The organism is Schinkia azotoformans (assembly GCF_035811335.1).
GTDB lineage: Bacteria > Bacillota > Bacilli > Bacillales > Bacillaceae_J > Schinkia > Schinkia azotoformans.
Window position 1 is genome coordinate 1 of the sequence record NZ_JARSMD010000025.1, and the last position, 26,692, is coordinate 26,692.

Consider the following 26,692-nt stretch of genomic DNA (forward strand, 5'->3'; position numbering starts at 1 on the left):
ATTACTTCCATGACTGACAAAGATATTGGCGAAATTATTAAGATTTAGCGTCATAGACATTGATTGAAAACAAATAGGTTGGAATTGCAGCAGCCACTAATGATTAGTATACAAAATGTTGACAAAAGTTTTCAAAAAAATAAGCAGGAAAACAAAGTATTAGAAAATATCTCTCTGAATGTTCAAAAAGGCGAAATTATTTCAATTTTAGGTGAAAGTGGTTGTGGCAAAAGTACCTTATTAAATATCATTGGTGGTTTTGAAAAAACAAGCAATGGTCAGGTTTTTCTTGATGGAGAATTAGTGACGCAACCCAATCGGAAATGTATTATGCTATTTCAGAACTATGGTTTACTTCCTTGGCGTTCAGTACTGAAAAATATTGAGTTTGGCCTAGAAGGTTCAAAACTAACATCTTCAGAACGAATTGAAAAGGCACTGCATTATCTTGATTTAGTAGGGTTAAAAGGGAAAGAAGGGCTGTTTCCACATGAACTATCCGGGGGAATGCAGCAAAGAGTTGGGATTGCTAGAGCGTTAGCAGTGCAGCCTGAATTAATATTGCTAGATGAACCGTTTGCTGCACTAGATACTTTTAATCGTTATTATCTGCAAAATGAACTTCTACGTATCCAGTCTCGTGAAAAAACGACGATGATCCTTGTCACACATGATATTGATGAAGCAGTATACTTGTCTGATCGTATTTTTGTTATGCATCCTAACCCAGGGTGCATACATAAAGAAATTAAAATTTCACTATCAAAGCCGCGTGACCGCAGCAATAGTGATTTTCAGCATTATCGTAATATTATTTTCAATGAATTCCATTTCGGTCGACCGGAGCCACTGCTTGAATTTAATATCTAATTATTAAATTATTATAAATCATTTAATAGAGATTAATAGAAGAGGAGATTACCAATGAATAAACTCTTAAAATCTATCAAACTGCTTCTACTTGTCGGGGTACTTATCACTTCCCTTGTTGCTTGTGGGGCAGAAGGAAGTGAACAATCTTCAGGAAATAAAACGAACGAAAAACGAACAATAAAAATTGGCTACCTGCCTATCACACATGCTGTGCCATTGTATATTGAAAAAGAACAAGCAAAATATCAAAATTTTGATCTTGAGCTTATCAAATTTGGCTCTTGGACGGAATTAGTTGATGCTCTAAACACTGGTCGTATTGATGGGGCCTCGATGCTTGTGACTTTGGCAATGAAGGCCAAAGAACAAGGAATTGATTTGAAAGCCGTTGCCCTTGGGCATCGAGATGGAAATGTACTTATTACAGCAAACAATATTACTAGTGTGCAAGACTTAAAAGGGAAAAATTTCGCAATTCCTCATAAATTCTCAACTCATAATATATTGCTTTACCAAATGTTAAAACAAAATGGTCTAAAGTATGAGGAGATCAATCCGATTGAACTTCCTCCAGCTGAAATGCCAGCAGCCCTATCTGAGGGAAGAATTGATGGATATGTTGTCGCTGAACCATTCGGTGCTGTGTCAGTAGCCATTAACAAAGGAAAAGTTTTAGTCCAAGATAATCAGGTTTGGAAGAATTCGATTGATTGTGCATTAGTGCTTCGTGGTGATTTTATAAACAATGAAAATGCCATTGCCCAGGAATTTGTTGATTATTATGTAGAAGCTGGATATACTGCGGAACACAAAGATCAAAGTACTCAGGAAATGTCATTAAAATATATGAAAGTAGAAAAAGATGTTATGGATTTGTCCTTTAAATGGATTAAATATGATAATTTAAAAATTCAAGAAGAGGATTATAAAGAATTAACAAATAGTCTTGTCGAGATGGGGTTACAGGAAAATCCACCCACGTTTGCAGACTTTGTTGATAATTCTTTAATCGATAAAGCGAAGTGAAAAAATGATAAAGCTTAAAACTATTATTAATGCATTCATCGGTTTTAGTATTTTAATAATTATTTGGCAAATGATTATTATTATTGGACAGTACGATTCAGCTCTTTTTCCGTCACCATTACACGTGTGGGATGGATTGGTGTCACTTATCCAGGATGGGACAATGTTTACGAATATTCAAGTTAGCATCATGCGATTTTTGGTGGGGTACATTTCGGCTGTTTTAACTGCTGTTATTTTAGGGCTTATTCTTGGAAGAATTCCGATATTATGGGGCGTTATTGACCCAATTGCTCAAGTTTTGCGTCCAATTTCTCCAATTGCGTGGTCACCTTTTATTGTCCTATGGTTTGGTATTGGGGATATACCAGCTATTGTAATAATTTTTATTGCTGCCTTCTTTCCTGTGTTATTATCAACAGTGAGCGGTGTGAAAAAGGTTGATCAAACTTACTTGAAGGTCTCTCAAAATTTTGGCGTTAAGAAACTTGAATTATTACGCAAGGTAATTTTTCCGGCTACATTTCCTTATATAGCAAATGGTCTCCATATTGCAGTAGGAACAGCTTGGATTTTCCTTGTTGCCGGTGAAATGGTTGGAGCTCAGTCAGGTCTCGGATATTTAATTGTGGATGCAAGAAATTCAATGAGACTTGATTTAGTGATGACCGGAATTTTATTAATCGGAATCGTTGGTTTACTCCTTGATAAAATTGTCGGGCTTTTTGAAAGCTGGATTAACCAAATCTGGGGGAGAGCTAATAATTAGGAGAACTGGAACCTAAAAAGAGTGAAAGCAAGGAACTGGTTGGCTTCCTTGCTTTTTTGCCTGAAAAATTATTCTAAACCAGCTTCAACCAGCTCTTGCACTATATCAATCTCAAATCCTAAATCAACTAACATTTGATGGTCAGCTGTACTTTCAGCCCCCTGTGTAGTTAAATAATCTCCAACAAAAATAGAATTTGCTGCATATAATCCTAGAGGCTGCAAGCTTCGTAAATTTACTTCCCTGCCACCAGAAATCCGGATTTCTTTATCGGGATTAATGAATCTAAACAATGCTAATACTTTTAAACAATATCTAGGATTCAAATCCTTAGTTCTTTCCAACGGAGTTCCATCAATGGCATGAAGAAAGTTTACCGGAATTGAATCAGCACCAATCGCCTTTGCATTTCGTGCCATACTGATTACATCATTTTTTGTTTCTCGCATTCCCACGATAACACCTGAGCATGGTGAAATCCCCGCTTCTTTGATCATATTGACGGTATTAACTCGATCATCAAAAGTATGCGAAGTAGTGATGGCTTCATGGTGTTCTCTTGATGTGTTGAGGTTGTGATTATATCTGTCAACTCCAGCATCCTTCAATCTTTTAGCTTGTTCCGGCTTCAAAATACCAAGGCACGCACAAACTTTTAGATTGTAATTCTCTTTAATTTCTTTAACCGTTTCGACGACAGTGTCTACCTCTCGGTCACTTGGCCCCCGACCACTTGCAACAATGCAGTATGTACCCACATTTAATTTATTAGCTTGGTCTGCCCCCTTTAACAATGATTCCCTATCTAACATATAGTATTTTTCAATTGGTGCATCGGAAACGGATGATTGTGAGCAATACCCACAATTTTCAGAGCAGTTACCTGACTTTGCATTCATGATCATATTCAATTTTACCTTTGTTCCATAGAAATGCTTACGAACTTGAAATGCTCCATGAAGCAACTGCAATAAGTCCTCATCTGGGCATTCTAGTATTGACAATGCCTCCTGATCCGTGATTTCTTCTCCTTTAATAACACGTTCAGCTAATTGAGTCCAATCCATGTAAAATCCTCCTCTTTTTTATTTGTGTCAACTAATTGTAATTTAAAGTTAACATTTTGTAAATTAGAAGATTTGAAAGATTTAATAATATTGGGGGTGTATTTTTAAATGATTACTTTACAATCGGTTTTACATATGCGAGAATATTCTTGAATTTAATGTTAACCTAAAATTAATTTAGGTTAACAAAAAGGAGAGGAATTATGGTAAATTCTAAGACAAGAAATATTGTATTATGTGGATTATTTACAGCCTTAATGGCAGTCGGAGCAAATGTTTCGCCTTTTCTAACAATAGGTGGAGTACCAATTACATTACAGCTTATGTTTGCCATTTTGGCCGGGGGGATCTTAGGAAGTCGATTAGGTACACTTGCGATGCTAACTTATATGCTTGTTGGATTAGTTGGTGTACCTGTATTTGCGCAGTTTAAAGGAGGACCTGCACAATTACTTAGTCCAACATTTGGATTTATTATCTCATTTATTTTTGTCGCTTATGTAACTGGAAAACTAATTGCAGACCAAAAATCAGTTACTAAAAAAAACTATATCGGAGCGGGTTTTCTAAGTGTTTTTTGTAATTACATTATTGGAACCAATATGATGTATTTAGCTTTCAAAATGTGGGCAGCTGCACCTGATGGGTTTAGTTATACGATGGCATGGGGATGGATGGTAGTCTATTTACCATTGGATATAGTCGTTACAACTGTATCACTAGTTGTCTTGCCAAAAGTACGCACAGCTTTAAAAAGAACTTATACACCTACAATTGATGTGTAAGAGATTCTAGGAAAAAAGAAGGGATTATATGGCACAACATTTTTGGATAGTGGGAACCGATACAGATGTGGGGAAAACGCTAGTAACAGTATACTTTATGCGATGTTTTCAGATGAAGGGGAAAAATGTCATACCCTATAAGCCTGTTCAAACTGGGATTATAACAGAAAATAACAAGTCCTATTATGGGGATACAACATTCTATCAATCTTTGAGTGAAGCGAATTTAATAGAAAGACATTTAAATAGTTATTCTTTTAAAGAGTCAGCATCCCCTCATTATGCGGCGATGCTGGAAGATTCAGAAATAAAAGGAGAAGTCATATTAGAACACATTAAAAAATTAAAAACAATGTATGACTTTCTGATTTGTGAAGGAGCTGGTGGATTATACGTACCATTAGAGGAGCAACGAGACTATTATTTTCTTCATCTGATTAAGCAATCACAGTTGCCGGTGGTTTTGGTTACTCGAACAAAAGTAGGGACAATCAACCATACTTTACTTTCGCTGGAGGCCCTTAAAATGCAAGATATTCCAATTGTAGGAATTGTTTTCAATGGGTTTGAAGGAACTAATCTTGAAATGAATAATATAGCTACAATTCAGAACTTCGCAAACTTACCTTATCTTATCATTCCAAAATTAAAAAATCTGTCCGATTTAAAAGATATTCAGATTGAAACTGACAAATTTTTTGAAAGGTTGATGAGCCTATGATTTCTACGATTTCAAACCTACAAAAACGAGACTTACAGCATGTTTGGCATCCCTGTTCGCAGATGAAGGATTATGAAGATTTCCCGCCCATTGTGATCAAAAGCGGGAAAGGGATTTATTTGTATGATGAAAATGGAAAGCAATATATAGACGCTGTTTCTTCTTGGTGGGTAAATTTATTTGGACATTGTAACGAACGAATTAGTACTGCCTTAGTCAACCAAGCATTTCAATTAGAACATGCGATATTTGCTAACTTTACAAATGAACCAGCCATTTTTCTTGCCGAAAAACTTGTAAAAATCACTCCGGATGGTTTAAAGAAAGTATTCTTTGCTGATAACGGTTCATCCGCAATAGAGGTAGCCTTAAAAATGAGCTTTCAATATCATATGCAAAAAGATAAGCGGAAGAAAAAACGCTTCCTGGCTTTAACAGACGCTTATCATGGTGAAACCCTTGGAGCTCTTTCTGTTGGAGGTGTGGGTCTGTATAATGATGTTTTTCGACCGCTTTTACTAGATACGGAACGAGCACAAGGGCCGGATTGTTTTAGATGTCCGTTTAACGATAGACCAGATCACTGCAGTGCACCATGTTTATCATTTATTGAGGAAAAATTAGAATTATATCATGAAGAAATAACTGCAATTATAATAGAACCTTTAATACAAGCGGCGGCAGGGATGAAAATGTATCCGCCTTCTTATCTAAAGAAATTAAAGGAGCTATGTTTGCAATATGATGTACATCTTATTGCGGATGAAATAGCAGTGGGGTTTGGCAGAACAGGGACGATGTTTGCCTGTGAACAAGCTGGCATTACCCCTGACTTTATGTGTTTATCAAAAGGATTAACGGGGGGATATCTACCATTATCCGTTGTATTAACCACGGATGATGTATATCAGGCCTTCTATGATGACTATCATACTATGAAAGCATTTTTGCATTCACATAGTTACACTGGCAATCCGCTAGCTTGTCGAGTGGCCTTAGAGGTCCTGCAAATTTTTGAAGAAGATGATTACATCGAGCAGATCCGAGGGAAAAGTACATATATGGATAAGTTAGCTACTGGAGTATTCAATCATCAGGCGTATGTAGGTGAATACAGACAAACGGGGATGGTTGGCGCAATCGAATTAGTGAAAGACAAAGAGACAAAGGAACCTTTCCCAAGTGAAGAGAGAATCGGCTATAAAATTTATCAAATTGCATTAGAAAATGGACTGCTCTTAAGGCCATTAGGCAACGTCCTTTATTTTATGCCGCCATATGTGATAACAAAAGAAGAAATAAAAACGATGATTGAAAAAACAAATAAGGCCATACAGGAGTTTTTTTGTACAAGATAGTTGAAAAACAAAAGCTATTTTCCTGCATTATGTAGGTTTAAATCAACAAATCCGCCGGGTTATAATGAATTTACAGAAAATTATTAAAATGAGGTGGATAAATTGAAAGAGATCGTTTTATTAGAAGGATCAAGAACACCATTTACGGAGATTTCCGGTTCATTTCGCGAGATTAAGGCAACTGATTTAGGGGCAATAGCAGCAAGGGAGGCTATCAAAAAGGCGAATATTACTCCAGAAGAAATTGATCAAGTAGTGTTTGGAAATGTACAGCAGTCAAGTAAGGATGCACATTTATTAGCAAGACATGTAGGTTTAAAAGCAGGTACTCCAATTAACGTTCCTGCATTAACAATCAATCGCCTTTGTGGTTCAGGACTTGAATCCATTTTAACTTCGGCAAGATATATTTTAACAGGAGAAGCTAATGTTGCACTTGCTGGTGGGGCAGAAAACATGAGCCAGGTGCCACATGTCATTCCTGGTATGAGGTGGGGGAAGCCACTAGGTTCCTTAGTTGTAGAGGATTGGGTGTTTGATGGTCTTTATGATACTTACGGAGACTGTACAATGGCAGATACAGCTGAAAACTTGGCTGAAAAATACGGTTTAACAAGAGAAGAAATTGATCAACACGCACTTTCAAGTCATGAACGCGCGATTCAAGCTAGAGAAAAGGGTTATTTACAAGAAGAGATTGTTCCAGTAACGGTCAAGGGTAGAAAAGGTGATATCGTAATTGAACACGATGAACATATTCGAAATACAAGCCTAGAGCAGTTAGCAAAGCTAAAACCGCGTTTCCGTGAAGGTGGTGTTGTGACACCTGGTAATGCAAGTGGCATGGTTGATGGTGGAGCTGCTGTTGTTCTTGCATCAAGTGATTATGCTGAAAAAAGAGGATTAAAACCGATTGCCCGTTTAGTGTCTTGGGAAGTAGTTGGTGTTGAACCAAAGTACATGGGAATTGGACCTGTACAAGCTATTCAAGGAGCATTGAAAAAAGCAAATCTAACTGTGGCAGACCTTGATTTAATTGAAATTAACGAGGCATTCTCCGCACAATATTTAGCATGTCAAAAAGAATTAGGGTTTGATCTTGAAAAAGGCAACGTAAATGGTGGTGCGGTTGCGATTGGTCATCCACTTGCGGCAAGTGGTACCAGAATTACAACAGCACTTGTTTATGAATTAAGAAGAAGAAATAAGAAATATGGTGCTTCAGCTGTTTGTATTGGCGGGGGCCAAGGCATTGCAGCAATTTGGGAAGCATTGTAAATAGCACAAAAATAGAATTATATCAAATTTTGTATGCAATTTAGCCTATAGCAACAGGCCATAAAAGGCACAATGAGCAGTTAAGTTAGTATCTGCAAATTAGTGCCTTTTTCGTCATAACTTCAATTTACTTCACAAACTCCCTAAATTCATTAACCAATTGCTTTACTCCATTATAAAGAATCGCTCCATCAATACCGCCTAGGAGAAATTTGAATCCCATATTTAAAGTTTGCCCCTGTGTGGGGTTAGTGCTGTGTTCATTTATCAGCTAATGATACGAAGAAGAAACTTGGTGATTAAGCAACAACTGGAGGTTGGTCGGGATTGAAGTAAAGAAAGCAGGGAAGTAAATGATGCTCGCCTGCTTCCATTATTGTATACTTATTTGTTTTGCGAATTTTTCCAAACAATCTTTACAAATACATGCTTTGCGGAGTTTTTCCTCTGGTATCAGGTCAAAGATTTCCTGAGGAAATGCCTCTGTACTGCACCAACATGTTGACTCTCTTAATTCATTCCCACATTGATTGTCTTGCCCACAAATCGGACACTTTTTTGGATTGATCTCCATTTATTTATACACCTCCCAATAGAATAGTAATTTAATTATTTCAGAGACTTTTTAAATACAAAACTAACTTTATCGTAATTCATTTTTTCTTCGTAAAAGCGGTGGGCGTCTGTTCGTTGTAGGCCAGATGACAATGCAACTGCTTCATAATGATTGGCTTTTGCCCATTCGTGGACATGCGACAGGAGTTTTTCTCCATAGCCCTTGGAGCGCGTAGTTGAGTCAGTAACTAAATCGCAAATCCAGATGTATTTACCATAATACAGCGTGATCATTGGTTGAAAACCGACAACGGCAACGATTTCTCCATTATCATATAGGGCAAACATACGATAATCTTCTTTTTCCTGCGCTTCGTTAACTAAGGTAAGATAAGTCGCCTCATTTAAATGAGTTCGAAGCTGCTTCATTACTGGAAAGGCCTGAAGAATTTCTTCTTGGGTTTGTAGTTCTTTTATCATTAGGGTATCCATATGGTGGCTCCTTTAATTTTTCCATAGAACCGGATAAATGAGTTTGGGAACGTAGCTTAATTTTTAACTAATCAAGGAGTTCCGTTCGTTAAACGTTAAGCGTAAGGGCGTAAGGCGTGAAGCGAGATCCGTTTGCTACACCATTTGGCCTAAAGGAAAATTGAATACTTTGTTACCCACAAAGATAAGGGGCGCTAACACTTCCCAACTCATTTGGTGCATAAGCACCCATGAAGGCATCCCATAGATGCCCTCAAAGCTACTTATGCCTCTAAATATTTAGCTGCAAGTGGGACTTCGATTTCAACCGTATAATTCACTTTATCAATCCGGCTAGAAAGTAATTCCACCTGTCTTGATAGTTTTTCAGCTTGCTTTTTATATGCCGCAGGATCGAATAAAGCGATTCGTTCCATGATAGCGCCTGAGCGGTGATGAACATTGTATTCACGTTTTTGGGTTGTAGCCATCATTTTAAGGAGATCCAAACGTTCACGAAGCTGCTTTGCCGTTTCAATTGCCCTTGTCATCGAAATCGAACTGCCATCCCATTCTACTTGATTATGTAAATTAGCCTGTTGAATGCTTTCTTTTAATTCCAATAAATCCTGCTGAATGTCTGTAAACTCTTGTAAAACAACCTTAACTGTCCGTTCAAATGGTGTATATGTTTCACCTTTTGGTACTTCAATGACATGGATGTTGATAAGTTCAACATGAAGGTCACTTACTTTTTTGTGGAGACTTGAAAGTAGATTTATAGCTTGTGCTAGTGTAATTTTCATAGAAACAGTCCTTTCATAAAACAATAAAACATATTATTTATAATAACACAATTTCCACAAACATCCAAATTGAAGTTTAATATAGTGTAATTTTGGAGATAAATAGTAGCATTAATTCGTTCTTACTATTATTTAACGATTTAAATCGCTAACTCTTTCATTTACAATTATAAATAGTAGAAATTATCGAAGGATGATGAATTTTGGATGTAACGATGAAGAAAATTATCGAGGCTAGTTATTTAACAGCCGATAGTGCGGCCCATTATCGGACAATTTTAAGATATTTTTATCACCAACATGAACGGATGAGAGATTATATTTCTCCAGAAGAATTACTAGATTATTTACGTTCCATTCCGGTATTTTTAGATTATCAGGAGGAACAGCTTCATCAGCAGTTAGCGCAGTTAGTGAAGTGGAACAATTTAATAGCACGTCAGGATATGACCAACGCGAAAACGATTGAAGAATATAAAAAGAAAAGATTCCGCTATCAATGCACACCGTACACTGTTGAAATTGAAAGAATGCTAGTCCAATTAGAAAAAATCGGTGATACTTTTCAAGGCTCTTTAGAGCGTTCACAATTTGACCGTCTTCTTCAAGCATTAACTTCCTTGCAAACCGAAATTGAGCATGAACTGAAAAAGCCGGCGGAAGAGTACATGCGGATATGGGAGGATGTCTTTCGTTATTTTCAATCGATTCGTACAAGTACGGCTGACTATATTGCTTATATTAATAGCGAACAGACGGACCAACGGATGCAAACGGAAGCTTTTCTAGTCTATAAAAACCAGTTTACAACGTATTTGCGGGATTTTATTGTGTCTTTACAAAAAACTTCATTACAAATCCAGCAACTTTTAACGGAATTAGCAACTGAAAAAATGCAACCCTATTTTCAAAAACTAATTGATCATCGCATGTCAATTCCGCGTCTCGAAGATGTATCGACTTCAAAAGAAGATTGGTTGCTTGAGTATACAGAATATTGGGATTCTCTAAGACAGTGGTTTTTAGGTTCGATACATCATCAAAGTGAGCTCGATGTCCTGCAGTGGCAAACAAATGAAATGATTCGCAGAATGACAAGGTATGTGCAACGAATTGGCGAAAGGCAGCAGCATTTCCGTAGCCGTAAAAAGGATTATTTGCAACTGGCGAAATGGTTTGGGGAGAGCAAGAACTTGAGCGAAGCCCACAAGTTATCTGCTGTAGTATTTGGCTCGATGACAATCAAGCATCTTCAGCTTGAGGAAGGGACTACGGAAAATCTTCACGTAGATCCATGGGATGAAACTCCAACAGAGCTAACGATTAAACCGCGAACGACACGTTATCGGGAAAAAACAAAGCCGGGATCGTTTCAGGCCAATGACGAAAAGAAAAGAGAACAACGTAAGAAGTACTTAGAAGAACGCGGCCAAGAGAAAAGAATAATCGAAAAATATGTGACACAAGGTACCATTGAACTGTCTTCATTATCAACAGTTGAGCCATTCGTGCGTAAAGTGCTCTTAGGCTGGATTGGGAAATCAATGGCAAGTAAAGATCGCATCGTGAAGACAGATTATGGGTTCCATGTAAAAGTCAAACTTAAACAAGATCAAATGATAACGTTAAAAGCAGAGGATGGCGATCTCACAATGCCGAATGCAACCATAGTATTTGAAGAAATAAGGTGACGAAAATGGAACAAACGCAACTTTTTGATGAAAAAGCAATTCAGGGAATGGACCTATTGTTCCACTATTATTGGATTTTGCGGGCAGACCAGCCCGAATGGTATCAATTAATTCGTGAACGCGAAAAAGTACTGCGCCGCTATATTAGTGAGAAGTTTGGCTTACGCTTAATCATCCATCAGCATTTTATTAAATTGGAAAAAATTCCAGTAGAACCTGAAAGTTGGATGGGGATTCAAGACTTTCAAGAACAGATGGATTATGCGATTTTTTGCTGTGCTCTTTCTTTTTTGGAAGGAAAAGAAGTGGATGAACAATTTCTTCTATCTGAGTTATGTCAAGATATCCAAGCCGATTATCCAAGTGAGTTTCCGTTAGATTGGACGGTGTACATCCACCGCAAATCATTGATTAGGGCTGTCAAAGTTTTGCTAGATTTTCAACTCATTCGCACGATTGATGGCGATATCAGCCGTTTTGACCACAATGAAGAACAAGAAGTATTATACGAAGCGACTGTGTACAGCCGTTATTTTATGAGAACCTATCCGGATGATTTTTCTAATTATGAACATTGGGAAGAGCTGCTGCATGATGATTGGAAGCTTAATCAGGAGGATGAACGGAGGAAGCGAGTATACCGTAAACTATTTTTCTCACCAGGCCTGCAGCGTCAGGACCAACAAGATCAAGATTTTCTATATATTCGGAATTTCAGAAACCGCTTAGCAGAAGATATTGAAAAGCATAGTGACTATAAGCTGCATGTCTTTAAAAATACTGCTTTTTTATCAATTTCAGAAGCGAGACAATATCATCAGCTTTTTCCAAATACAAAGGCATCAACGGATCTAATTTTGCAGTTATCTAGTTATTTTCATAGAAATCTACAACGTTTTCAGCCTAACGAAAATGGGGAATTATTGCTGACGATTGGGGAATTTGAACAAATCATTGATGATGTACGGAACCGATTTGGTATAGGATGGGCGAAGTATTTTCGGGATATGAGCACAAATGCGATTTGCAGTGAACTCATAAGTGCGATGAACGAGTGGATGATGGTTGAGGAGGACTCTTCCTTTATTCGGATTCGACCACTGGTTGGGATCATAACAGGGAAGTATCCTGTTGATTTTGAAGGAGGAGAGAAGATTGATGACTGAATCTAAATGGATTATGCACAGGGCGGGTCTATTAAATTTTTGGTATTACGATGATGAGATTTTTCAATTTACGGAGGGAAAGCTTTTGCTTCGAGGCACGAATGGGTCCGGAAAATCGGTAACGATGCAAAGCATTTTACCTGTATTATTGGATGGAAAAAAATCTCCGGATCGCCTCGACCCGTTTGGTTCAAAGGCACGGCGAATGGAGGACTATTTACTTGGGGAAAAAGAAGTCGTTGACCGCGATGAGCGCACCGGCTATCTCTTTTTGGAGTATAAAATGGTGGACGTTGAAAGGTACATTACAACAGGAATCGGGATGCAAGCGAAACGCAATAAAGGCATTAAGTCATGGTATTTTGTGATAACAGATAATCGCAGAATTGGTTACGACTTAGAACTTGCACATAATCAGCTTGGAGACCGCGTTCCTTTTTCGGCAAAAGAACTAGAAAACCGCATTGGTCAAGGCGGATATGTAGTCCATTCACAGCGCGAGTATATGGAGCTAGTGAACAAATATATTTTTGGGTTCCAATCATTAGAAGCCTATGAGGACTTAATTAAACTATTAATCCAGCTAAGAAGTCCGAAGCTGTCAAAGGATTTTAAACCGACCGTTATTTATGAGATTTTAGAATCCGCCCTTCCGCCACTTACAGATGATGAACTCCGCCATTTATCAGATACAATTGAAAATATGGATCAAACAGAGCAGCAGCTAGAGCAACTAGAACGGGAATTCGAGTCCAGCAGTCGTCTAGTAAAACAGTATGATCTATATAATCAATACATCTTGGCGGAACGTTCCGGTTTATGGCTGAATGCAAAGAAGCGGAAGGAAGATGCCGGCAAGGAAGTAGAGCGGCTTCATGCTTTGGATGAACAGTATCAGGCAGAGATAGAACAACTTAAAGCAGACAAAAACCGCTTCACAATACAGAAGGAAGTCGCAGAAGCTGAAAAAGAGCGGCTGCAAAACCATGAAGTTTGGAAGCTTGAAAAAGAGATCACAAAGAAAAGAGAGCTAGTTGACCAGTTAAGTCAAGAAATCAAACTTTTAGATGATAGATGGAATAACAAAAATGAACAGTATCGCAAGACAAGGGATGATAAAGATAAAACGGAAGATGAACTGGGCGTACAACAAAAAGAAATGACTGAAATTCTTGAAGAGTTGAGATTGGATGCCGAGGAATCAGCCTTTCAACAGCATTCAGTCAATGCGGAAGATTTTGAACGCCATCAACAGGCTGAATTTGATTTCTCGGTTTGGATTAAGGAAATAGGAGACCATGAACGATTATTAACGGCATTGCAACAATTAGTCGATGAACAGTCAAGATTACTTGAGGAATATAGTAGATTAGAACGTCAATCTTCTGAGAAAAAGAAAGAGATTGATGAAGTCCGGAAAAATCTTGACCACCTTGAAGAATGGTTTACTGAAGTGAAACAAAAGCTGGAACATCTCGTGTTCACCTGGATTGAACAACATCCAAAACTTGTCTTTTCAGCGGAACAGATACAGGAAATCTCTCGTGCCATCGAAGGCTTATACGAAGAAAATCGCTACGACCTTGTCCGTGAAAAACTGTTCCATGTTTTAAATGATTATATTACCCAACTGAAAACGGATATGAAATTAACGGAAAATACGATCCAGGCTAAAGCAAAAGAAATTGAAGAGGCTAAAGCTGAACTACAACATTGGAAATCTTTAAAAATGCCTAATCCCGATCGAGCAAAAGACACTGATGAATCCCGTCTAAAGCTTGCTGAAGAAGGGCAAGCGTACCTTCCGTTTTATGCCGCTGTTGAGTTTCAAGACCATGTAACAGAAGAGCAAAAAGAGCGAATTGAAGCAGCATTAAAACAAACAGGCTTATTAGATAGTCTAATAACAGAACAATCGTTATCACCTGTCCATGATCGGATAATTCGTACGGAACCAGTTGTCCTGGGGTATACATTAGCTGATTATTTACGACCAGACTTGGATGACGATAGTCCAATTTCAAAAAAGGTAGTAGATGAAGTATTACGAAGTATATCGTTGGAACCGCAAGACGGCGGATTTCATATTGATGTGGATGGTACCTATTCGATTGGCTGTATGGTAGGACATGCTCCGCACGAAGGTCCATCCAGGTTCATTGGTCGTTCCTCGAGGAAACGATATCAGCTGGAAAAAGTAAAGGAATGGGAACAGCAAATTGAGGAATTGGAATACCAATTGGAACAATTAACTAGTGAGTGGCGAGCATTCGATCAAGCACTTAATGATGCGGAAGAATGGAAACAGACGATCCCAACAGATGTGGATCTAAATGACATAAATATTCAAATTGAAAAAGATTATCGTCAATTAGAGCAGTTGAAAGAATCGTTGCAAAAACTAGACGATCAATGGAAAATTGTCCATCAAAGATTGGAAAAAATCAAGTTGCAGTTGCATCAACAAAAAGGTCAACTCAATCTGTCGTTAACAAAAGAAGTGATAACTGAAGCTATTGAAGCGGCAATCCATTACCGGGAGCATGTTCATAAACTCAATCGAATCTATGAAAAATGTTTATTTGGGCGTAAAAGAATTCAAGATTTAATAAATAGACTGATTGAACTGGAAGAAGAAATGGATGAAATCAAGGGCGAGCAAAATAGTAAGGAAGGACAATCAAATAAAGAAAAAGCAGAGATTACATCGATTGAACAACAATTACAATTAAAAGGGATTGATGATATTAGGAGCCGCATCCAGGAAGTGCAGCATTTACTTACGGAAGCGGATAAGGAGATGAATCAAATCCTTCAATCACTCCCTAGAAAAGAAACAGAGCGAGATATTTGCTTGAAAGACTTAGAAACTGCGAAAACAGGCTTTGAGTTTTGGTCTAACATGGCCATAGAATGGGAGAACCTTGTAAAGACGGAAATCATGCGTGGTTTTATTAAGTTAGATGGCGATCTTTCAGACCCCGTGAATTTGGTATCACAGCTGGAAGGAATTGCGGCAAAACTTGACCGCTCAAAATTAAATGAGCAATTAACAAAAACATTCTTTAATGAACAAGCATTTTTAACAGAGTATAGGATGTTTGAATTTCCGGAAGAAGCGGAGCGACCTGAATGGTTTGCGAAAGATTGGGGCTTGTACTTTGAGCCTTTTATCAATGAATGGAACCAATACAAGAGCCGACGTTTGATTCAAATGGAATACAAAGGTCAACGGGTAAGTCCGTACCATGTCCTTCATTCCCTACAAAAAGAGTTGGACGATCAAAAAGGCTGGCTTGATGAGCAGGACCGCCAGCTGTATGAAGACATCATCGTTAATACGGTCGGATCAATCTTGAGAAACCGAATCCAGCGTGCTGAAAAATGGGTACGTGAAATGGATAAGATTATGGAAGCGCGTGACAATTCGTCTGGATTGACTTTTTCAATTTCGTGGAAACCATTAACCGCTGAATCTGAACAAGAATTGGATACGAAAGATCTCGTTCAACTTCTACAACGGAACAGTAAATTTTTAAATGAAGAAGATTTAAACCGTATTACAAAACATTTCCGCTCGAGGATTACGAAGGCAAAAGAGCTGATCCAGCTGCGAAATGAAGGCTCGACGCTGCATCAGGTATTGAAGGAAGTATTAGATTACCGCAAATGGTTTACGTTTGTGTTATCGTACAAACGCGTCAATGAGCCAAAGCGTGAGTTGACAAATAATGCATTCTTTAAATTTAGCGGTGGTGAAAAAGCAATGGCGATGTACATTCCGTTATTTACGGCCGCCTATTCACGGTACAAGGAAGCTGCAGCCATGGCACCTTATATAATTTCTCTTGATGAAGCCTTTGCTGGGGTAGATGAGAATAATATCCGCGATATGTTTGAAGTTGTTGAACAGCTTGGCTTCAATTATATTATGAACTCACAGGCGTTATGGGGCGATTATGATACGATTTCAAGTTTAGCAATTTGTGAGCTTGTCCGCCCGAAAAATGCTGACTTTGTAACGGTAATCCGTTATCTATGGGATGGAAAAAAGCGCTCGCTCGTATGGGATGAAACTATGAATGATGATGGTGCTCAAGAGGAATTTGTTGAGGAGCTCATCACAAATGAGTAAGAACGTTCAAGTTTTTCGCAATGAACCAGGTTTTATAAAGCTGTTTATATTGTTTAAAGAAAAATACCGTTCCCTCGGAAGAGTTGGGGGAACGGTTAGTATTCGTTCTTTTACAGAGGGAGAAATGGAATCGATTGCTGGATTCATGGGGTTGCCAGCTTATGATTTGCTAGAAAAAGGGAAAGTTGCATTATTAGATTTTGAAAAGGCCCTTCTCCATACGCCCTTTGCAGATTATTCGCTTATTCAGTTAATGGAAGGGGTATTGGAAGAAACGATTCTTACAAAAAATGAAGAGCATGAATTTAATCGTGAAAAGACAAGGGATTTTTTTAATGTCCTTAAAACGACCTTGCCTGAAGGGGATTGGTGGTGGAGCTGGATTGAATCAAAGCAACCCGATACACGGTGGATTTGGTCTCTTTACAAACAAAATTCCGATCAATTAATGGAATATCTACGGAATGTTTACCAAGCTTTTCATGAACTTCCGAAGGACAATTCCTTTGAAAGGCTACCGTTATTTGCCCAAAGAACAACGGGCAATCCTCATTACTTTGATCGGGATCAAACAGCCGGGAAATTGCTCATTCATTGTATGTACGTCGACCAACTACAAAATGATGGTGGAATGGGAATGTTGGAGCAAGGAATGCCAAAATCGTCGGAAGAAGTAAATGAATTATTTGCACAATATGGGTTGATGAAAGACGATCTTTGGAGCTTTGTCACCTGCAGTGGTTTACTTGCTGAAGATGAAAACGGAATCCATCCCGTATGGCAAGCGGCTTCGGCAACAAATACAGTATTAAATGTCCCAATAAAAGAATTGCTTAAAGTTAATAAAATACGACCTGTCCATGGAAATAAGGTGTGGGTCGTCGAAAATTCAGGTGTCTGCTCCACAATCATTGATGAGGTACCATCTGCACCTATAATTTGTACACATGGTCAATTCAGAACGGCAAGCTGGGTTGTGATGGATCTTCTTGCTGGCTCCGGTTACTCCATTCACTATTCAGGAGACTTAGATCCAGAAGGCATATCGATGGCACAACGACTTAAAAATAGGTATCCAAACAATGTAACGCTGTGGAGAATGGATAAAGAAAGTTATGAACAAGCTTTATCCGAAGAAGATATAACTTCAAGGCTTTCAAAAATTGAAATAATAAATCTACCAGAATTGGAGGAGGTCGTTAACTTAATAAAACTCCATAAAAAGGCCGCTTATCAGGAAGGGCTTGTAACACTGCTCATTCGAGATATTTTAGAAAATTAAAACGACAGGTGCTTAGTGTCACCTGTCGTTATATTGTTCTAGCCCTTATTTACATTAAAGAATCCGGAATCGCCTCAATTATTTCTGCCATAGTAAATGAGATACAAGAAATATTAGGTGACGTAACCATTTCATTTTCTTGGAAAATGTTGATGAGCTCATACCGATCATCCGCTAAAATATATTGTTCCAATACAGCTGAATTTGGATCAATGACCCAGTATTCTGGAATACCATAATAGGCATAGGATTTCTTTTTGGCAATTTTATCTCTTTTTAATGTCGATGGAGAAAGAATTTCTACCACTAAATCGGGAGTACCTTCTACCCCTCGTTTGCTGATAATATCAAGCCGTTTTCGGTTTACAAGGACAATGTCTGGCTGTCTTACTTCTTTAGGTGACAGAATGACATCAACAGGTGCATTTAAAATAATGTAATCCAATTTGCAAGTTTGAGCAATCTTTGTTTGCATTTCAAAGCTAATCAGTTGATGGGTAACAGTCGGTGCCGGACTCATTAACTCTAACTGACCTGCAGCTAATTCATACCGATTCCCATCATCAATTGCGGCATAATCATCGTAAGTTAGTCCGCCTTCTTTTATTTCTAATTTTTTCTTATCTTCCTTTTCCGTACTCAAACTGGCTCCACCATCTTTCTTACCTATTTTTTACTACCATTATAAATGATTTTAAGTATTATTTTATATAATTTTTCGACAATATATAATTGCAAGTTGTGTTTTCTTTTCTTATACTTTGAAAAATATGTATAATAATTTCTAAAGCTATTGTACATTTAATAGAAATAAATCACCTTGGAATATTACAGATATTTATTTGAATTTTGGTTAAAGCTCTTAATAATGGAGGGAAATTTAAATGGGAAAATACACAGATGATAGTCTAGGGTTACATACAGACTTATATCAAATTAATATGGCTGAAACATATTGGGAAGATGATCTGCACAATCGAAAGGCTGTTTTTGAGATTTTCTTTCGAAAGATGCCATTTGGAAATGGGTATGCCGTTTTTGCTGGTTTAGAGCGAATGATCGAATATTTGAATGAATTTAAATTTACGAAAAGCGATTTAGATTATTTAAAAGAAGAAGTAGGGTACGGTGATGATTTTATTGAGTATTTATCTACAATGAAATTCACCGGCACCATTCGTTCAATGAGAGAAGGAGAATTAGTTTTTGCCAATGAACCGCTTGTTCGTATTGAAGCAACTTTGGCTGAGGCACAAATTATTGAAACAGCATTATTAAATATTGTTAATTTTCAAACTCTAATTGCAACAAAAGCATCACGCATTAAACAAGTGATTGGTGATGGGCAAGTAGCGATGGAATTCGGTACGAGAAGAGCACAGGAGATCGATGCTGCAGTTTGGGGAGCGAGAGCCGCCTATATTGGGGGATTCGAAGCAACAAGTAATGTGCTTGCAGGGAAATTGTTTGGTGTACCAGTTTCAGGAACACATGCGCATTCGCTTGTACAAGCCTATAAAGATGAATACACAGCTTTTCATAAATATGCAAGAAGGCACAAGGATTGTGTATTTTTAGTTGATACATATGATACCTTGAAATCGGGTGTACCAACGGCAATTAAAGTTGCGAAAGAGCTCGGGGATAAAATTAATTTTGTCGCTATTCGTTTAGATAGTGGGGACTTGGCCTATCTTTCAAAGGAAGCGCGAAAAATGTTAGATGAAGCAGGATTTACAGATACGAAAATTGTGGCTTCTAATGATTTGGATGAATACACGATCATTAATTTAAAACAACAAGGTGCTAAAATTGATAGCTGGGGTATAGGTACAAAATTAATTACAGCTTACGACCAACCAGCATTAGGTGCTGTTTATAAATTAGTGGCAATTGAAGATGACAACGGGGAATTGGTTGATACGATTAAAATTTCTGGAAATCCGGAGAAGGTAACAACGCCTGGCTTAAAAAAGATTTACAGAATTATAAATGTAAGGAACAAAAAATCAGAAGGCGATTATATTGCTATGGAAGATGAGAATCCACAAGACGAAAAAAGATTAAAAATGTTTCACCCAATCCATACTTTCATCAGTAAATATGTAACAAATTTTGAAGCAAAGGAACTACATCATGATATTTTTGTTAATGGAAAACTAGTCTATGAAGTGCCGACCGCAAAAGAAATTCAACAATATACTAAAGAAAACATGGCTGTTCTATGGGATGAGTACAAACGCTCATTAAATCCAGCAGAATACCCTGTTGATTTAAGTCAAAAGTGTTGGGATAACAAAATGGAAAATATTGAGGAAGTAAAACGAAGAGTTGAGGAAATGGGTAAAGGAGAGGATCAAACCCTCCAGCAATAAAATTACAAAAGGACCCTCTGTTGTTCAAACTGAAGGTCCTTTTTTGAGGAGAAATCAATGAAAAGACTACTTAAAGATTTTGTAAATGGTTTGTTAACCATCGTTCCAATCATCTTGGTCATTTATGTTGTTTTTAAATTATTCACGTTTCTGGATAGTATTCTTGGCAACATATTAAGACCATATATGAAGGAAGACTACATACCGGGTATTGGAATTCTATTAACGGTAGCGATCATAACCTTTTTTGGTTGGCTTTCAACCCAATATTTAAGCGGGAAAATCATAAAGCTAATAGATGTTTTGCTAGAAAGAACACCATTAGTAAAAACCTTGTATTCTGTCATTAAAGATACATTTAATTCTTTATTAGGAGAGAAAAAGTCATTTTCCAAAGTTGCACTTGTTGAAATTCCTAATACAGGGATGAAAAGTATAGGTTTCGTGACATCAGAAGAAATCGAGCATTTTGCTGACCCATTAAAAGACCATATTGCGGTCTACGTTCCACAAAGTTTTCAAGTAGCAGGCTTTACATTTCTTATTCCGAAAGACCAAGTCACGATTTTAGATGTTAAACCTGAAGATGCTATGAAATTTGTCTTATCAGGTGGAATTACGTCGAAAAGTAATTAAGCTAATAGTTAAGGTAAAATACTAGACAAAATAGTCTCCAAAGATGATAATACTTACAATATATGCTAAGTGGAAATCGAAAAAAATGACGAAAACACAGGTAATTGAAACATTATTACATTTTTTATAGCAAAAATCAAATTTTCTGAAAATATATTGACATTATTGAGCAAAAATGTTATAACTCTAATAAGATATTTTATCACATAAAAGCATAAAAGCGTAAAAGTGATGAAGTACAATTGTAAAACGAGAGAACATGAGGAGGAAGTTTAGGCCATGGAACATAAGATTTTAGACTGTACGATACGTGATGGAGGATTAGTAAACAATTGGAATTTTAGCGTTGAGTTTGTGCAAAACCTATATGATGGTTTAAGTGCTGCCGGCGTTGAATATATGGAAATTGGTTACAAAAACTCCCCTAAGCTTCTTAAAGCGACAGAGCCGAATCCATGGAGATTTCTTGATGATAGCTTCCTTAAAGAAATTATTCCTGTGAAAAAATTTACAAAACTTTCAGCTCTAGTAGATATTGGACGCGTAGACCCAAATGACATATTACCACGTGAGCAAAGTGTATTAGATATGATACGTGTTGCCTGCTATATTCGTGAAGTAGACAAAGGCTTAGAGTTAGTGCAAATGTTCCATGATTTGGGCTATGAGACTACCCTTAACATTATGGCATTATCAAGTGCCCCGGAGCATCAACTACTTGAGGCTTTCGAAATGGTAAAAAATAGCCCTGTAGATGTTGTCTATATTGTTGACTCTTTTGGTAGCTTAGAGCCTGCTGATATTGAATACCAAGTGAATAAATTTAAAGCCATGCTTCCTAATAAGCAGCTGGGAATTCATACCCACAACAACATGCAGTTGGCTTTTGCAAATACTCTAACTGCAATGCGGAATGGGGTTACTTTCCTTGATTCATCTGTTTATGGTATGGGTCGTGCGGCAGGTAACTGCCACACTGAGCTTCTTGTGGGCTATATACCAAAAACAAGATACGAACTTAAGCCGGTTCTGGGTGTAATTGAAAATCATATGCTGGAAATGCGTCAAAAATGGGAGTGGGGCTATATCATCCCCTACATGATTTCTGGATTATTAAATGAACATCCACGTGTTGCGATGGCTTATCGTGACAGCGAAGATCGTGATAAATTCATGGATTTTTATGAAAAGGTAACATCACCGGAAGCATCAGTTTCACCAACAAATAAATAGTTAACTAAAAGCGATATATATAACACCCATTCTAGTTTCAGAATGGGTGTTTGCTGTTATGCAACCTCTTTGCTTGATTGCTCGACTAATAAATGCTGTGGTATTTTCCAAAGCTTCAACCATTTTGTAATCGATGTTACGAGAATAACAAAGCCAAGCATTAGCATAATGATGGATAGAATCCCATTTAGCACATTGTAGCCTGCATTTTCTGGGTTTAAGTAAACATTTGTTATCATCCAGTAGCCTGCAACATTTACTGTGACATAAAGATAGGCAAGTGGTACTAAACATGTTAGCATGTACCAGCGTTTTTCAGCAATTTTTAAGATTACGGTAGCACCTACAATTAGACCAATTGAAGCCATTAGTTGGTTAGAAACACCGAATAAGGCCCATACGGAACTTATATCTCCAGAGAATAATAAATATCCCCATACAAAACATGCTAATGCACTCGCAAAAACATTTGATCCAATTGAGTCGGTACGCTTCAATGGTTTTATAAAGTTCCCAAAGAAATCTTGAATTAAATAACGCGCAACACGTGTTCCTGAATCTATTGCTGTTAAAATAAAGACTGCCTCAAATAGAATAACAAATTGATAAAAATAGGAAGCCAGAGTTTCGAAGAATGGAACTGCTGTAAAGATGTAAGTCATACCTACTGCAAGAGTAACTGCTCCGCCTGTTCTTCCCTCAAGATCCATTCCGATTTCTTCACTAAGTTCTGCTAAGTGAACGGTTTCCATACCAAGGGTTGCAAACTTCTCTGGTGTAGAATTGATTGCAAAGTAATCACCAGGTTGTAAAGATACGGCAGCAATTAATGCCATAATAGCTACTAAACACTCAACAAGCATCGCTCCAAAGGCTACACCTTTAATATCCCTCCAACGATTCACCATTTTAGGTGTAGTACCTGAACCTACGAAGGCGTGGAAGCCTGAAATAGCTCCACAAGCGATTGTAATAGAAATAAACGGCCACACAGGCCCTGCAACAACTGGACCGCCACCATTAATGAATTCTGTGAATGCAGGAAATTCTACTGATGGATTCACTATGAAAACACCAATAATTAAAGCTACAAAAACTCCAATTTTCATAAATGTACTTAAATAATCGCGAGGTGCAAGCAATAACCACACAGGTAAAGCAGCTGCAAAAAATGCATATAATGGTAGGATAATAGCTAATGTACTTTTTTCAAGTGTTAAAAGATCTCCCAACCATGTACCTTGTATATTTGGTCCTAGGATAATAGCCAGCATAATTAAAAGGAAACCAACCGTTGTGGCGAGTTTTAGGTTGCCTGTCTTTTTATGATACAATCCAACCGCCATGGCAATTGGAATGGTAATTCCTACTGCAAATGTTCCCCAAGGATTTCTTTCTAGCGCACCTAATACAACAAGTGACAAGCCAGCCATCGTAATTGTAATAATAAAAAGCATCGCTAACCCTGCACAAAAGCCTGCTACTGGACCAAGTTCTTCCTTTGCAACCTCTGATAAGGATTTTCCATCCCTGCGCATCGATGCGAATAAAACAACCATATCATGGACTGCCCCTCCGATTACAGCACCGATTAACAACCAAAGCAATCCTGGTAAATACCCAAATTGGGCAGCTAGAATTGGCCCAACTAACGGACCCGCTGCAGCAATCGCCGCAAAATGGTGACCAAAGACAACCCATTTATTGGTGGGTACATAATCCTGACCATCCTCTAATTTTTGAGCAGGTGTTTGTTTCGAATCATCAAGCTTCAAAACCTTCGCAGCCATAAATGTTCCATACAAGCGATAGGCTATTAATAGAATACAGATTGATCCGATTACAATTGAAATCGCATTCATTTATTCTTCCCCCTCTTTTCTTTATTTAGGAATTATAATACTACATGAAAAATGGTTTTTTCAGTTTTCAAAATAATTCGCAAAAAAAGAAGGATAAAATACAAAATAGGGCATATGAAATGCAAAAAATTAGAATTGAAATAATTGTCTTACATCCTTGACGTAAGTTCTACTAACAGGTATTTTTGATCCTCCTCTCATTAATAGGTTATACGTAGAATTAAACCAGGGTTCGATTTCTATAATATGGTCTATATTCACAATATAGCTGCGATGAACTCGTAAAAATTTTTTAGTATCTAATCGTTTTTCCAACCCAATAAGTGTATTACTAACTTTATATGGATTGTCAAGGGTAACAACTGTACATTTTCCTTCACTAGATTCTAAATACAGGATGTTCGCATTCTTTACTAGTAAAATTTTTTCATCTACTATAAGCGCAATTTTATCTGGGTTTAAAATTTCTTCAGTTGTATCAAAATGCTTTTCAATTCGTTTCACGGCTTCTGCTAATTGTTTTTCATCAAAAGGTTTGAGCAAACAGTCAATGGCACTGCACCTAAATGCTTCTACAGCAAATTCAGGGTATGCTGTGGCAAACACAATGAGTGGTGGCTTTTTCAATTCCATTAATGTCTTTGCAGCATTCATCCCGTTTATTTTTGGCATTTCAACATCTAAAAAGACTACATCTGGTTGGAGCTGGAGGGCTTTTAAAATGGCTGTCTCTCCCGAATCTGCTTCTCCGATTATTTGAATGGACGGATATGTCTCTAAGAGATGTGTCAGTTCATCACGACTATATAGTTCGTCATCGACCACAAGTGTTTTGATTTTTGATCCCATTTAGACCACCTCCGATAATGGAATTGTAAATGCAATTTCCGTTCCTTTATTTATTTCACTTTTTATATTTAACCCTGACTTCTCACCAAATAGCATCATTAGTCTGCGGTTTACATTATATAGAGCAACGCCGTTGCCATTACTAGATTTTATAGGGGTAACGCAAATTTCCTTAGCACGTTCTTCACTCATTCCTATTCCATTATCCTCTATACTTACATGGACATGATTATTTCCTTTTTGAATTGAAATAATCACCTGGGAATTTCCATTTCGCTCCTTTATACCATGCTTAATGGCATTTTCGACAATCGGCTGAAGCGTGAGGGGAGGAATCCGTTGATGAAGAGTACCCTCATCAATCTGATAAAATACTTTTAGCTTATCTACAAACCTAGTTTCTTCAATTTCTAAATAGGCTTTTACATGTCTTAGCTCATGCTCTAAAGTTATTATATTTTGGGTCGTTACAGACATGTTTTGACGTAAAAAATGAGAAAGGGAAACAAGTAATTTTCTTGCTTTAGTTGGATCACTTCTTACCAGTGAGAGAATTGTGTTCAACGTATTAAAGAGAAAATGTGGATTGATTTGAGCTTGTAGCACCTTTATTTCAGCTTCCTTTGCAAGCTGAAATGCCTTGTCTGCCTCAGCAATTTCAAGCTGATTGCTTAAAAGAGCACTCAGTCCTGAAATGAGTTCGGTTACCACGGGTGTAATTTCCTTTTCATAACGAAAATAGAACTTTAATGTCCCAATTGTTTCATCTCGGCGTTTTAATGGTGCAATTACGGCTGCACCAAGTGGACAATCCTCACTGCGACATTGAATCATTTTTTTGTTGGCAATTACAATTTCTCCTTTATTTATTACATTTAGTGTTATTTGAGTTTGAATAGGCATCTGTGTCCGATGATGGTCATGACCTTGGCCGACATGTGCCAAAATTTTGGTTGTATTTGTCATTGCGACAGCCGTAGCTTTGATCTCATCCTGGATGATGTGGCAAACTTCATGTGCAGTTTCTTGATTCAGTCCATGGCGTAAATAAGCAAGTGTCTTATCGGCAATTCGCAGTGTTTTTTGGGCTTGCACAGCACCAACTCTTTCTCCTTCATTAATTACACTTTTTATAATCATTAAAAAGAGAGTACACCCAAGTCCATTTGCGACAATCATCGGAATTCCAATGATTTCAACTAGAGCCCACGCTTTTTCAAATGGCTGGGAAAAAAGTAATATCACAAGCATTTGCAGGGCTTCCGCCATAGCTGCAATTATAAATGCCGTACTTAGCTTTATATGCTTGTTTTTCTTGTAAAAATAACCCGAAATATATCCAGCGATAATGGAAGCAAAGCCACAGGAAAAAGCAGTAAATCCCCCTAAAGTAAAACGGTGAATCCCAGCAATAAGGCCAGCACCTAATCCGACCTTGTAGCCTCCAAGAAGACCTGCTAGCACAACACCAATTACCCGTGAATTCGCTAAAGCCTCATCTGAGGTTAAATCAGATGCCCAACGGTTAAATTGAAGGCTTTCTGTATTAAGGCTTAAACCGGTGTACGTACCAATAATTCCGAAGAAGCCAAAGAAGACGATTGCAACCAATTTTTGCCGACGGTTCAATTCATCCTGATAGATCATCCCTCTAAAAAACTTCAACCTCGTTAAAATAAAAGCGATTGCGACAATGATGCCCAATCGCTCTAGCATCGTAATTAATAGTTCGAACATATATACGCTCCTTTGTT

At 37.6% G+C, this 26,692-nt stretch carries 22 protein-coding genes; 14 read left to right on the forward strand and 8 right to left on the reverse strand.

All coding sequences use genetic code 11. From position 1 onward, the window contains the following. Positions 1-99: 99 nt before the first annotated feature. The 3 genes from P9E47_RS15085 to P9E47_RS15095 are packed head-to-tail and all read left to right on the forward strand — an operon-like array spanning position 100 to position 2,668. Complete coding sequence (locus tag P9E47_RS15085; RefSeq protein ID WP_326163899.1) at positions 100-870, forward strand: ABC transporter ATP-binding protein; 771 nt, start codon at positions 100-102, stop codon at positions 868-870. Positions 871-924: 54 nt separating this feature from the next. Beyond that, complete coding sequence (locus P9E47_RS15090; protein ID WP_326163900.1) at positions 925-1,899, forward strand: ABC transporter substrate-binding protein; 975 nt, start codon at positions 925-927, stop codon at positions 1,897-1,899. A gap of 4 nt (positions 1,900-1,903) precedes the next feature. After that, positions 1,904-2,668, forward strand: coding sequence for an ABC transporter permease (locus P9E47_RS15095; protein WP_326163901.1), 765 nt, complete (start codon positions 1,904-1,906; stop codon positions 2,666-2,668). Positions 2,669-2,736: 68 nt separating this feature from the next. Here the strand turns inward: P9E47_RS15095 and bioB are convergent, their stop codons facing one another. After that, positions 2,737-3,735 (reverse strand): biotin synthase BioB, encoded by a 999-nt coding sequence (gene bioB / locus P9E47_RS15100; protein WP_326163902.1) that lies wholly within the window; start codon positions 3,733-3,735, stop codon positions 2,737-2,739. A gap of 203 nt (positions 3,736-3,938) precedes the next feature. On the opposite strand from bioB, the gene P9E47_RS15105 reads away from it, so the two are divergent. The 4 genes from P9E47_RS15105 to P9E47_RS15120 all read left to right on the forward strand — a co-directional run bounded on the left by P9E47_RS15105 (position 3,939) and on the right by P9E47_RS15120 (position 7,877). Continuing rightward, the gene (locus P9E47_RS15105) at positions 3,939-4,520 is read left to right on the forward strand and encodes a biotin transporter BioY (RefSeq protein ID WP_003332207.1); all 582 of its coding nucleotides are present in this window, start codon (positions 3,939-3,941) and stop codon (positions 4,518-4,520) included. Positions 4,521-4,548: 28 nt separating this feature from the next. Beyond that, positions 4,549-5,241 carry a dethiobiotin synthase gene (gene bioD, locus P9E47_RS15110; RefSeq protein ID WP_003332208.1) on the forward strand — a complete coding sequence of 231 codons (693 nt, stop codon included), beginning with the start codon at positions 4,549-4,551 and terminating at the stop codon, positions 5,239-5,241. Then, complete coding sequence (gene bioA / locus P9E47_RS15115) at positions 5,238-6,599, forward strand: adenosylmethionine--8-amino-7-oxononanoate transaminase (protein WP_326163903.1); 1,362 nt, start codon at positions 5,238-5,240, stop codon at positions 6,597-6,599. Before bioD ends, bioA begins: the two co-directional genes overlap by 4 nt. Positions 6,600-6,701: 102 nt before the next feature. Further along, the gene (locus tag P9E47_RS15120) at positions 6,702-7,877 is read left to right on the forward strand and encodes an acetyl-CoA C-acetyltransferase (RefSeq protein WP_326163904.1); all 1,176 of its coding nucleotides are present in this window, start codon (positions 6,702-6,704) and stop codon (positions 7,875-7,877) included. 373 nt (positions 7,878-8,250) lie between these two features. Here P9E47_RS15120 and P9E47_RS15125 read toward each other — a convergent pair whose 3' ends face one another. The 3 genes from P9E47_RS15125 to P9E47_RS15135 all read right to left on the reverse strand — a co-directional run bounded on the left by P9E47_RS15125 (position 8,251) and on the right by P9E47_RS15135 (position 9,709). Beyond that, on the reverse strand, positions 8,251-8,451 hold the full coding sequence (locus P9E47_RS15125) for a cysteine-rich CWC family protein (RefSeq protein ID WP_003332212.1): 201 nt from the start codon (positions 8,449-8,451) through the stop codon (positions 8,251-8,253). A 35-nt stretch (positions 8,452-8,486) separates the two neighbouring features. Further along, positions 8,487-8,924 carry a GNAT family N-acetyltransferase gene (locus P9E47_RS15130; RefSeq protein WP_003332214.1) on the reverse strand — a complete coding sequence of 146 codons (438 nt, stop codon included), beginning with the start codon at positions 8,922-8,924 and terminating at the stop codon, positions 8,487-8,489. A gap of 263 nt (positions 8,925-9,187) precedes the next feature. Continuing rightward, positions 9,188-9,709, reverse strand: coding sequence for a DIP1984 family protein (locus tag P9E47_RS15135; RefSeq protein ID WP_003332215.1), 522 nt, complete (start codon positions 9,707-9,709; stop codon positions 9,188-9,190). A gap of 203 nt (positions 9,710-9,912) precedes the next feature. Between P9E47_RS15135 and P9E47_RS15140 the strand changes: the two genes are divergently transcribed. The 4 genes from P9E47_RS15140 to P9E47_RS15155 are packed head-to-tail and all read left to right on the forward strand — an operon-like array spanning position 9,913 to position 17,983. Beyond that, positions 9,913-11,400, forward strand: coding sequence for a TIGR02677 family protein (locus P9E47_RS15140; RefSeq protein WP_003332217.1), 1,488 nt, complete (start codon positions 9,913-9,915; stop codon positions 11,398-11,400). 5 nt (positions 11,401-11,405) lie between these two features. Beyond that, positions 11,406-12,566 carry a TIGR02678 family protein gene (locus tag P9E47_RS15145; RefSeq protein ID WP_003332218.1) on the forward strand — a complete coding sequence of 387 codons (1,161 nt, stop codon included), beginning with the start codon at positions 11,406-11,408 and terminating at the stop codon, positions 12,564-12,566. After that, positions 12,559-16,701 (forward strand): TIGR02680 family protein, encoded by a 4,143-nt coding sequence (locus P9E47_RS15150; protein ID WP_003332219.1) that lies wholly within the window; start codon positions 12,559-12,561, stop codon positions 16,699-16,701. Before P9E47_RS15145 ends, P9E47_RS15150 begins: the two co-directional genes overlap by 8 nt. Then, positions 16,694-17,983, forward strand: coding sequence for a TIGR02679 family protein (locus P9E47_RS15155; protein ID WP_326163906.1), 1,290 nt, complete (start codon positions 16,694-16,696; stop codon positions 17,981-17,983). Before P9E47_RS15150 ends, P9E47_RS15155 begins: the two co-directional genes overlap by 8 nt. Positions 17,984-18,032: 49 nt before the next feature. On the opposite strand, the gene P9E47_RS15160 is transcribed toward P9E47_RS15155, so the two are convergent. Next, positions 18,033-18,626, reverse strand: a complete 594-nt coding sequence (locus tag P9E47_RS15160; RefSeq protein WP_003332221.1) for a Uma2 family endonuclease — start codon at positions 18,624-18,626, stop codon at positions 18,033-18,035. Positions 18,627-18,867: 241 nt separating this feature from the next. Here P9E47_RS15160 and P9E47_RS15165 point away from each other — a divergent pair, with 241 nt between their 5' ends. The 3 genes from P9E47_RS15165 to P9E47_RS15175 all read left to right on the forward strand — a co-directional run bounded on the left by P9E47_RS15165 (position 18,868) and on the right by P9E47_RS15175 (position 22,227). Next, positions 18,868-20,358 carry a nicotinate phosphoribosyltransferase gene (locus P9E47_RS15165; protein WP_003332222.1) on the forward strand — a complete coding sequence of 497 codons (1,491 nt, stop codon included), beginning with the start codon at positions 18,868-18,870 and terminating at the stop codon, positions 20,356-20,358. 57 nt (positions 20,359-20,415) lie between these two features. Further along, positions 20,416-20,994, forward strand: coding sequence for a DUF502 domain-containing protein (locus P9E47_RS15170; protein WP_003332223.1), 579 nt, complete (start codon positions 20,416-20,418; stop codon positions 20,992-20,994). Between the two features lie 279 nt (positions 20,995-21,273). Then, on the forward strand, positions 21,274-22,227 hold the full coding sequence (locus P9E47_RS15175) for an aldolase catalytic domain-containing protein (protein ID WP_003332225.1): 954 nt from the start codon (positions 21,274-21,276) through the stop codon (positions 22,225-22,227). A gap of 56 nt (positions 22,228-22,283) precedes the next feature. Here the strand turns inward: P9E47_RS15175 and cstA are convergent, their stop codons facing one another. The 3 genes from cstA to P9E47_RS15190 all read right to left on the reverse strand — a co-directional run bounded on the left by cstA (position 22,284) and on the right by P9E47_RS15190 (position 26,675). After that, entirely contained in the window at positions 22,284-24,089 is a 1,806-nt protein-coding gene (gene cstA / locus P9E47_RS15180; protein WP_003332226.1) for a carbon starvation protein CstA, read from the reverse strand. A gap of 129 nt (positions 24,090-24,218) precedes the next feature. After that, positions 24,219-24,938, reverse strand: coding sequence for a LytR/AlgR family response regulator transcription factor (locus P9E47_RS15185; protein ID WP_326163907.1), 720 nt, complete (start codon positions 24,936-24,938; stop codon positions 24,219-24,221). Then, positions 24,939-26,675 carry a sensor histidine kinase gene (locus P9E47_RS15190; RefSeq protein ID WP_003332228.1) on the reverse strand — a complete coding sequence of 579 codons (1,737 nt, stop codon included), beginning with the start codon at positions 26,673-26,675 and terminating at the stop codon, positions 24,939-24,941. Positions 26,676-26,692: the final 17 nt, after the last annotated feature.

Excerpts from the sequence above, each read along its gene's own strand:
- P9E47_RS15085 (WP_326163899.1), top strand. The coding sequence starts at position 100 with ATGATTAGTATACAAAATGTTGACAAAAGTTTTCAAAAAAATAAGCAG.
- P9E47_RS15090 (WP_326163900.1), top strand. The coding sequence starts at position 925 with ATGAATAAACTCTTAAAATCTATCAAACTGCTTCTACTTGTCGGGGTA.
- P9E47_RS15095 (WP_326163901.1), top strand. The coding sequence starts at position 1,904 with ATGATAAAGCTTAAAACTATTATTAATGCATTCATCGGTTTTAGTATT.
- bioB (WP_326163902.1), bottom strand. The coding sequence starts at position 3,735 with ATGGATTGGACTCAATTAGCTGAACGTGTTATTAAAGGAGAAGAAATC.
- P9E47_RS15105 (WP_003332207.1), top strand. The coding sequence starts at position 3,939 with ATGGTAAATTCTAAGACAAGAAATATTGTATTATGTGGATTATTTACA.
- bioD (WP_003332208.1), top strand. The coding sequence starts at position 4,549 with ATGGCACAACATTTTTGGATAGTGGGAACCGATACAGATGTGGGGAAA.
- bioA (WP_326163903.1), top strand. The coding sequence starts at position 5,238 with ATGATTTCTACGATTTCAAACCTACAAAAACGAGACTTACAGCATGTT.
- P9E47_RS15125 (WP_003332212.1), bottom strand. The coding sequence starts at position 8,451 with ATGGAGATCAATCCAAAAAAGTGTCCGATTTGTGGGCAAGACAATCAA.
- P9E47_RS15130 (WP_003332214.1), bottom strand. The coding sequence starts at position 8,924 with ATGGATACCCTAATGATAAAAGAACTACAAACCCAAGAAGAAATTCTT.
- P9E47_RS15135 (WP_003332215.1), bottom strand. The coding sequence starts at position 9,709 with ATGAAAATTACACTAGCACAAGCTATAAATCTACTTTCAAGTCTCCAC.
- P9E47_RS15145 (WP_003332218.1), top strand. The coding sequence starts at position 11,406 with ATGGAACAAACGCAACTTTTTGATGAAAAAGCAATTCAGGGAATGGAC.
- P9E47_RS15150 (WP_003332219.1), top strand. The coding sequence starts at position 12,559 with ATGACTGAATCTAAATGGATTATGCACAGGGCGGGTCTATTAAATTTT.
- P9E47_RS15155 (WP_326163906.1), top strand. The coding sequence starts at position 16,694 with ATGAGTAAGAACGTTCAAGTTTTTCGCAATGAACCAGGTTTTATAAAG.
- P9E47_RS15165 (WP_003332222.1), top strand. The coding sequence starts at position 18,868 with ATGGGAAAATACACAGATGATAGTCTAGGGTTACATACAGACTTATAT.
- P9E47_RS15170 (WP_003332223.1), top strand. The coding sequence starts at position 20,416 with ATGAAAAGACTACTTAAAGATTTTGTAAATGGTTTGTTAACCATCGTT.
- P9E47_RS15175 (WP_003332225.1), top strand. The coding sequence starts at position 21,274 with ATGGAACATAAGATTTTAGACTGTACGATACGTGATGGAGGATTAGTA.
- cstA (WP_003332226.1), bottom strand. The coding sequence starts at position 24,089 with ATGAATGCGATTTCAATTGTAATCGGATCAATCTGTATTCTATTAATA.
- P9E47_RS15185 (WP_326163907.1), bottom strand. The coding sequence starts at position 24,938 with ATGGGATCAAAAATCAAAACACTTGTGGTCGATGACGAACTATATAGT.
- P9E47_RS15190 (WP_003332228.1), bottom strand. The coding sequence starts at position 26,675 with ATGTTCGAACTATTAATTACGATGCTAGAGCGATTGGGCATCATTGTC.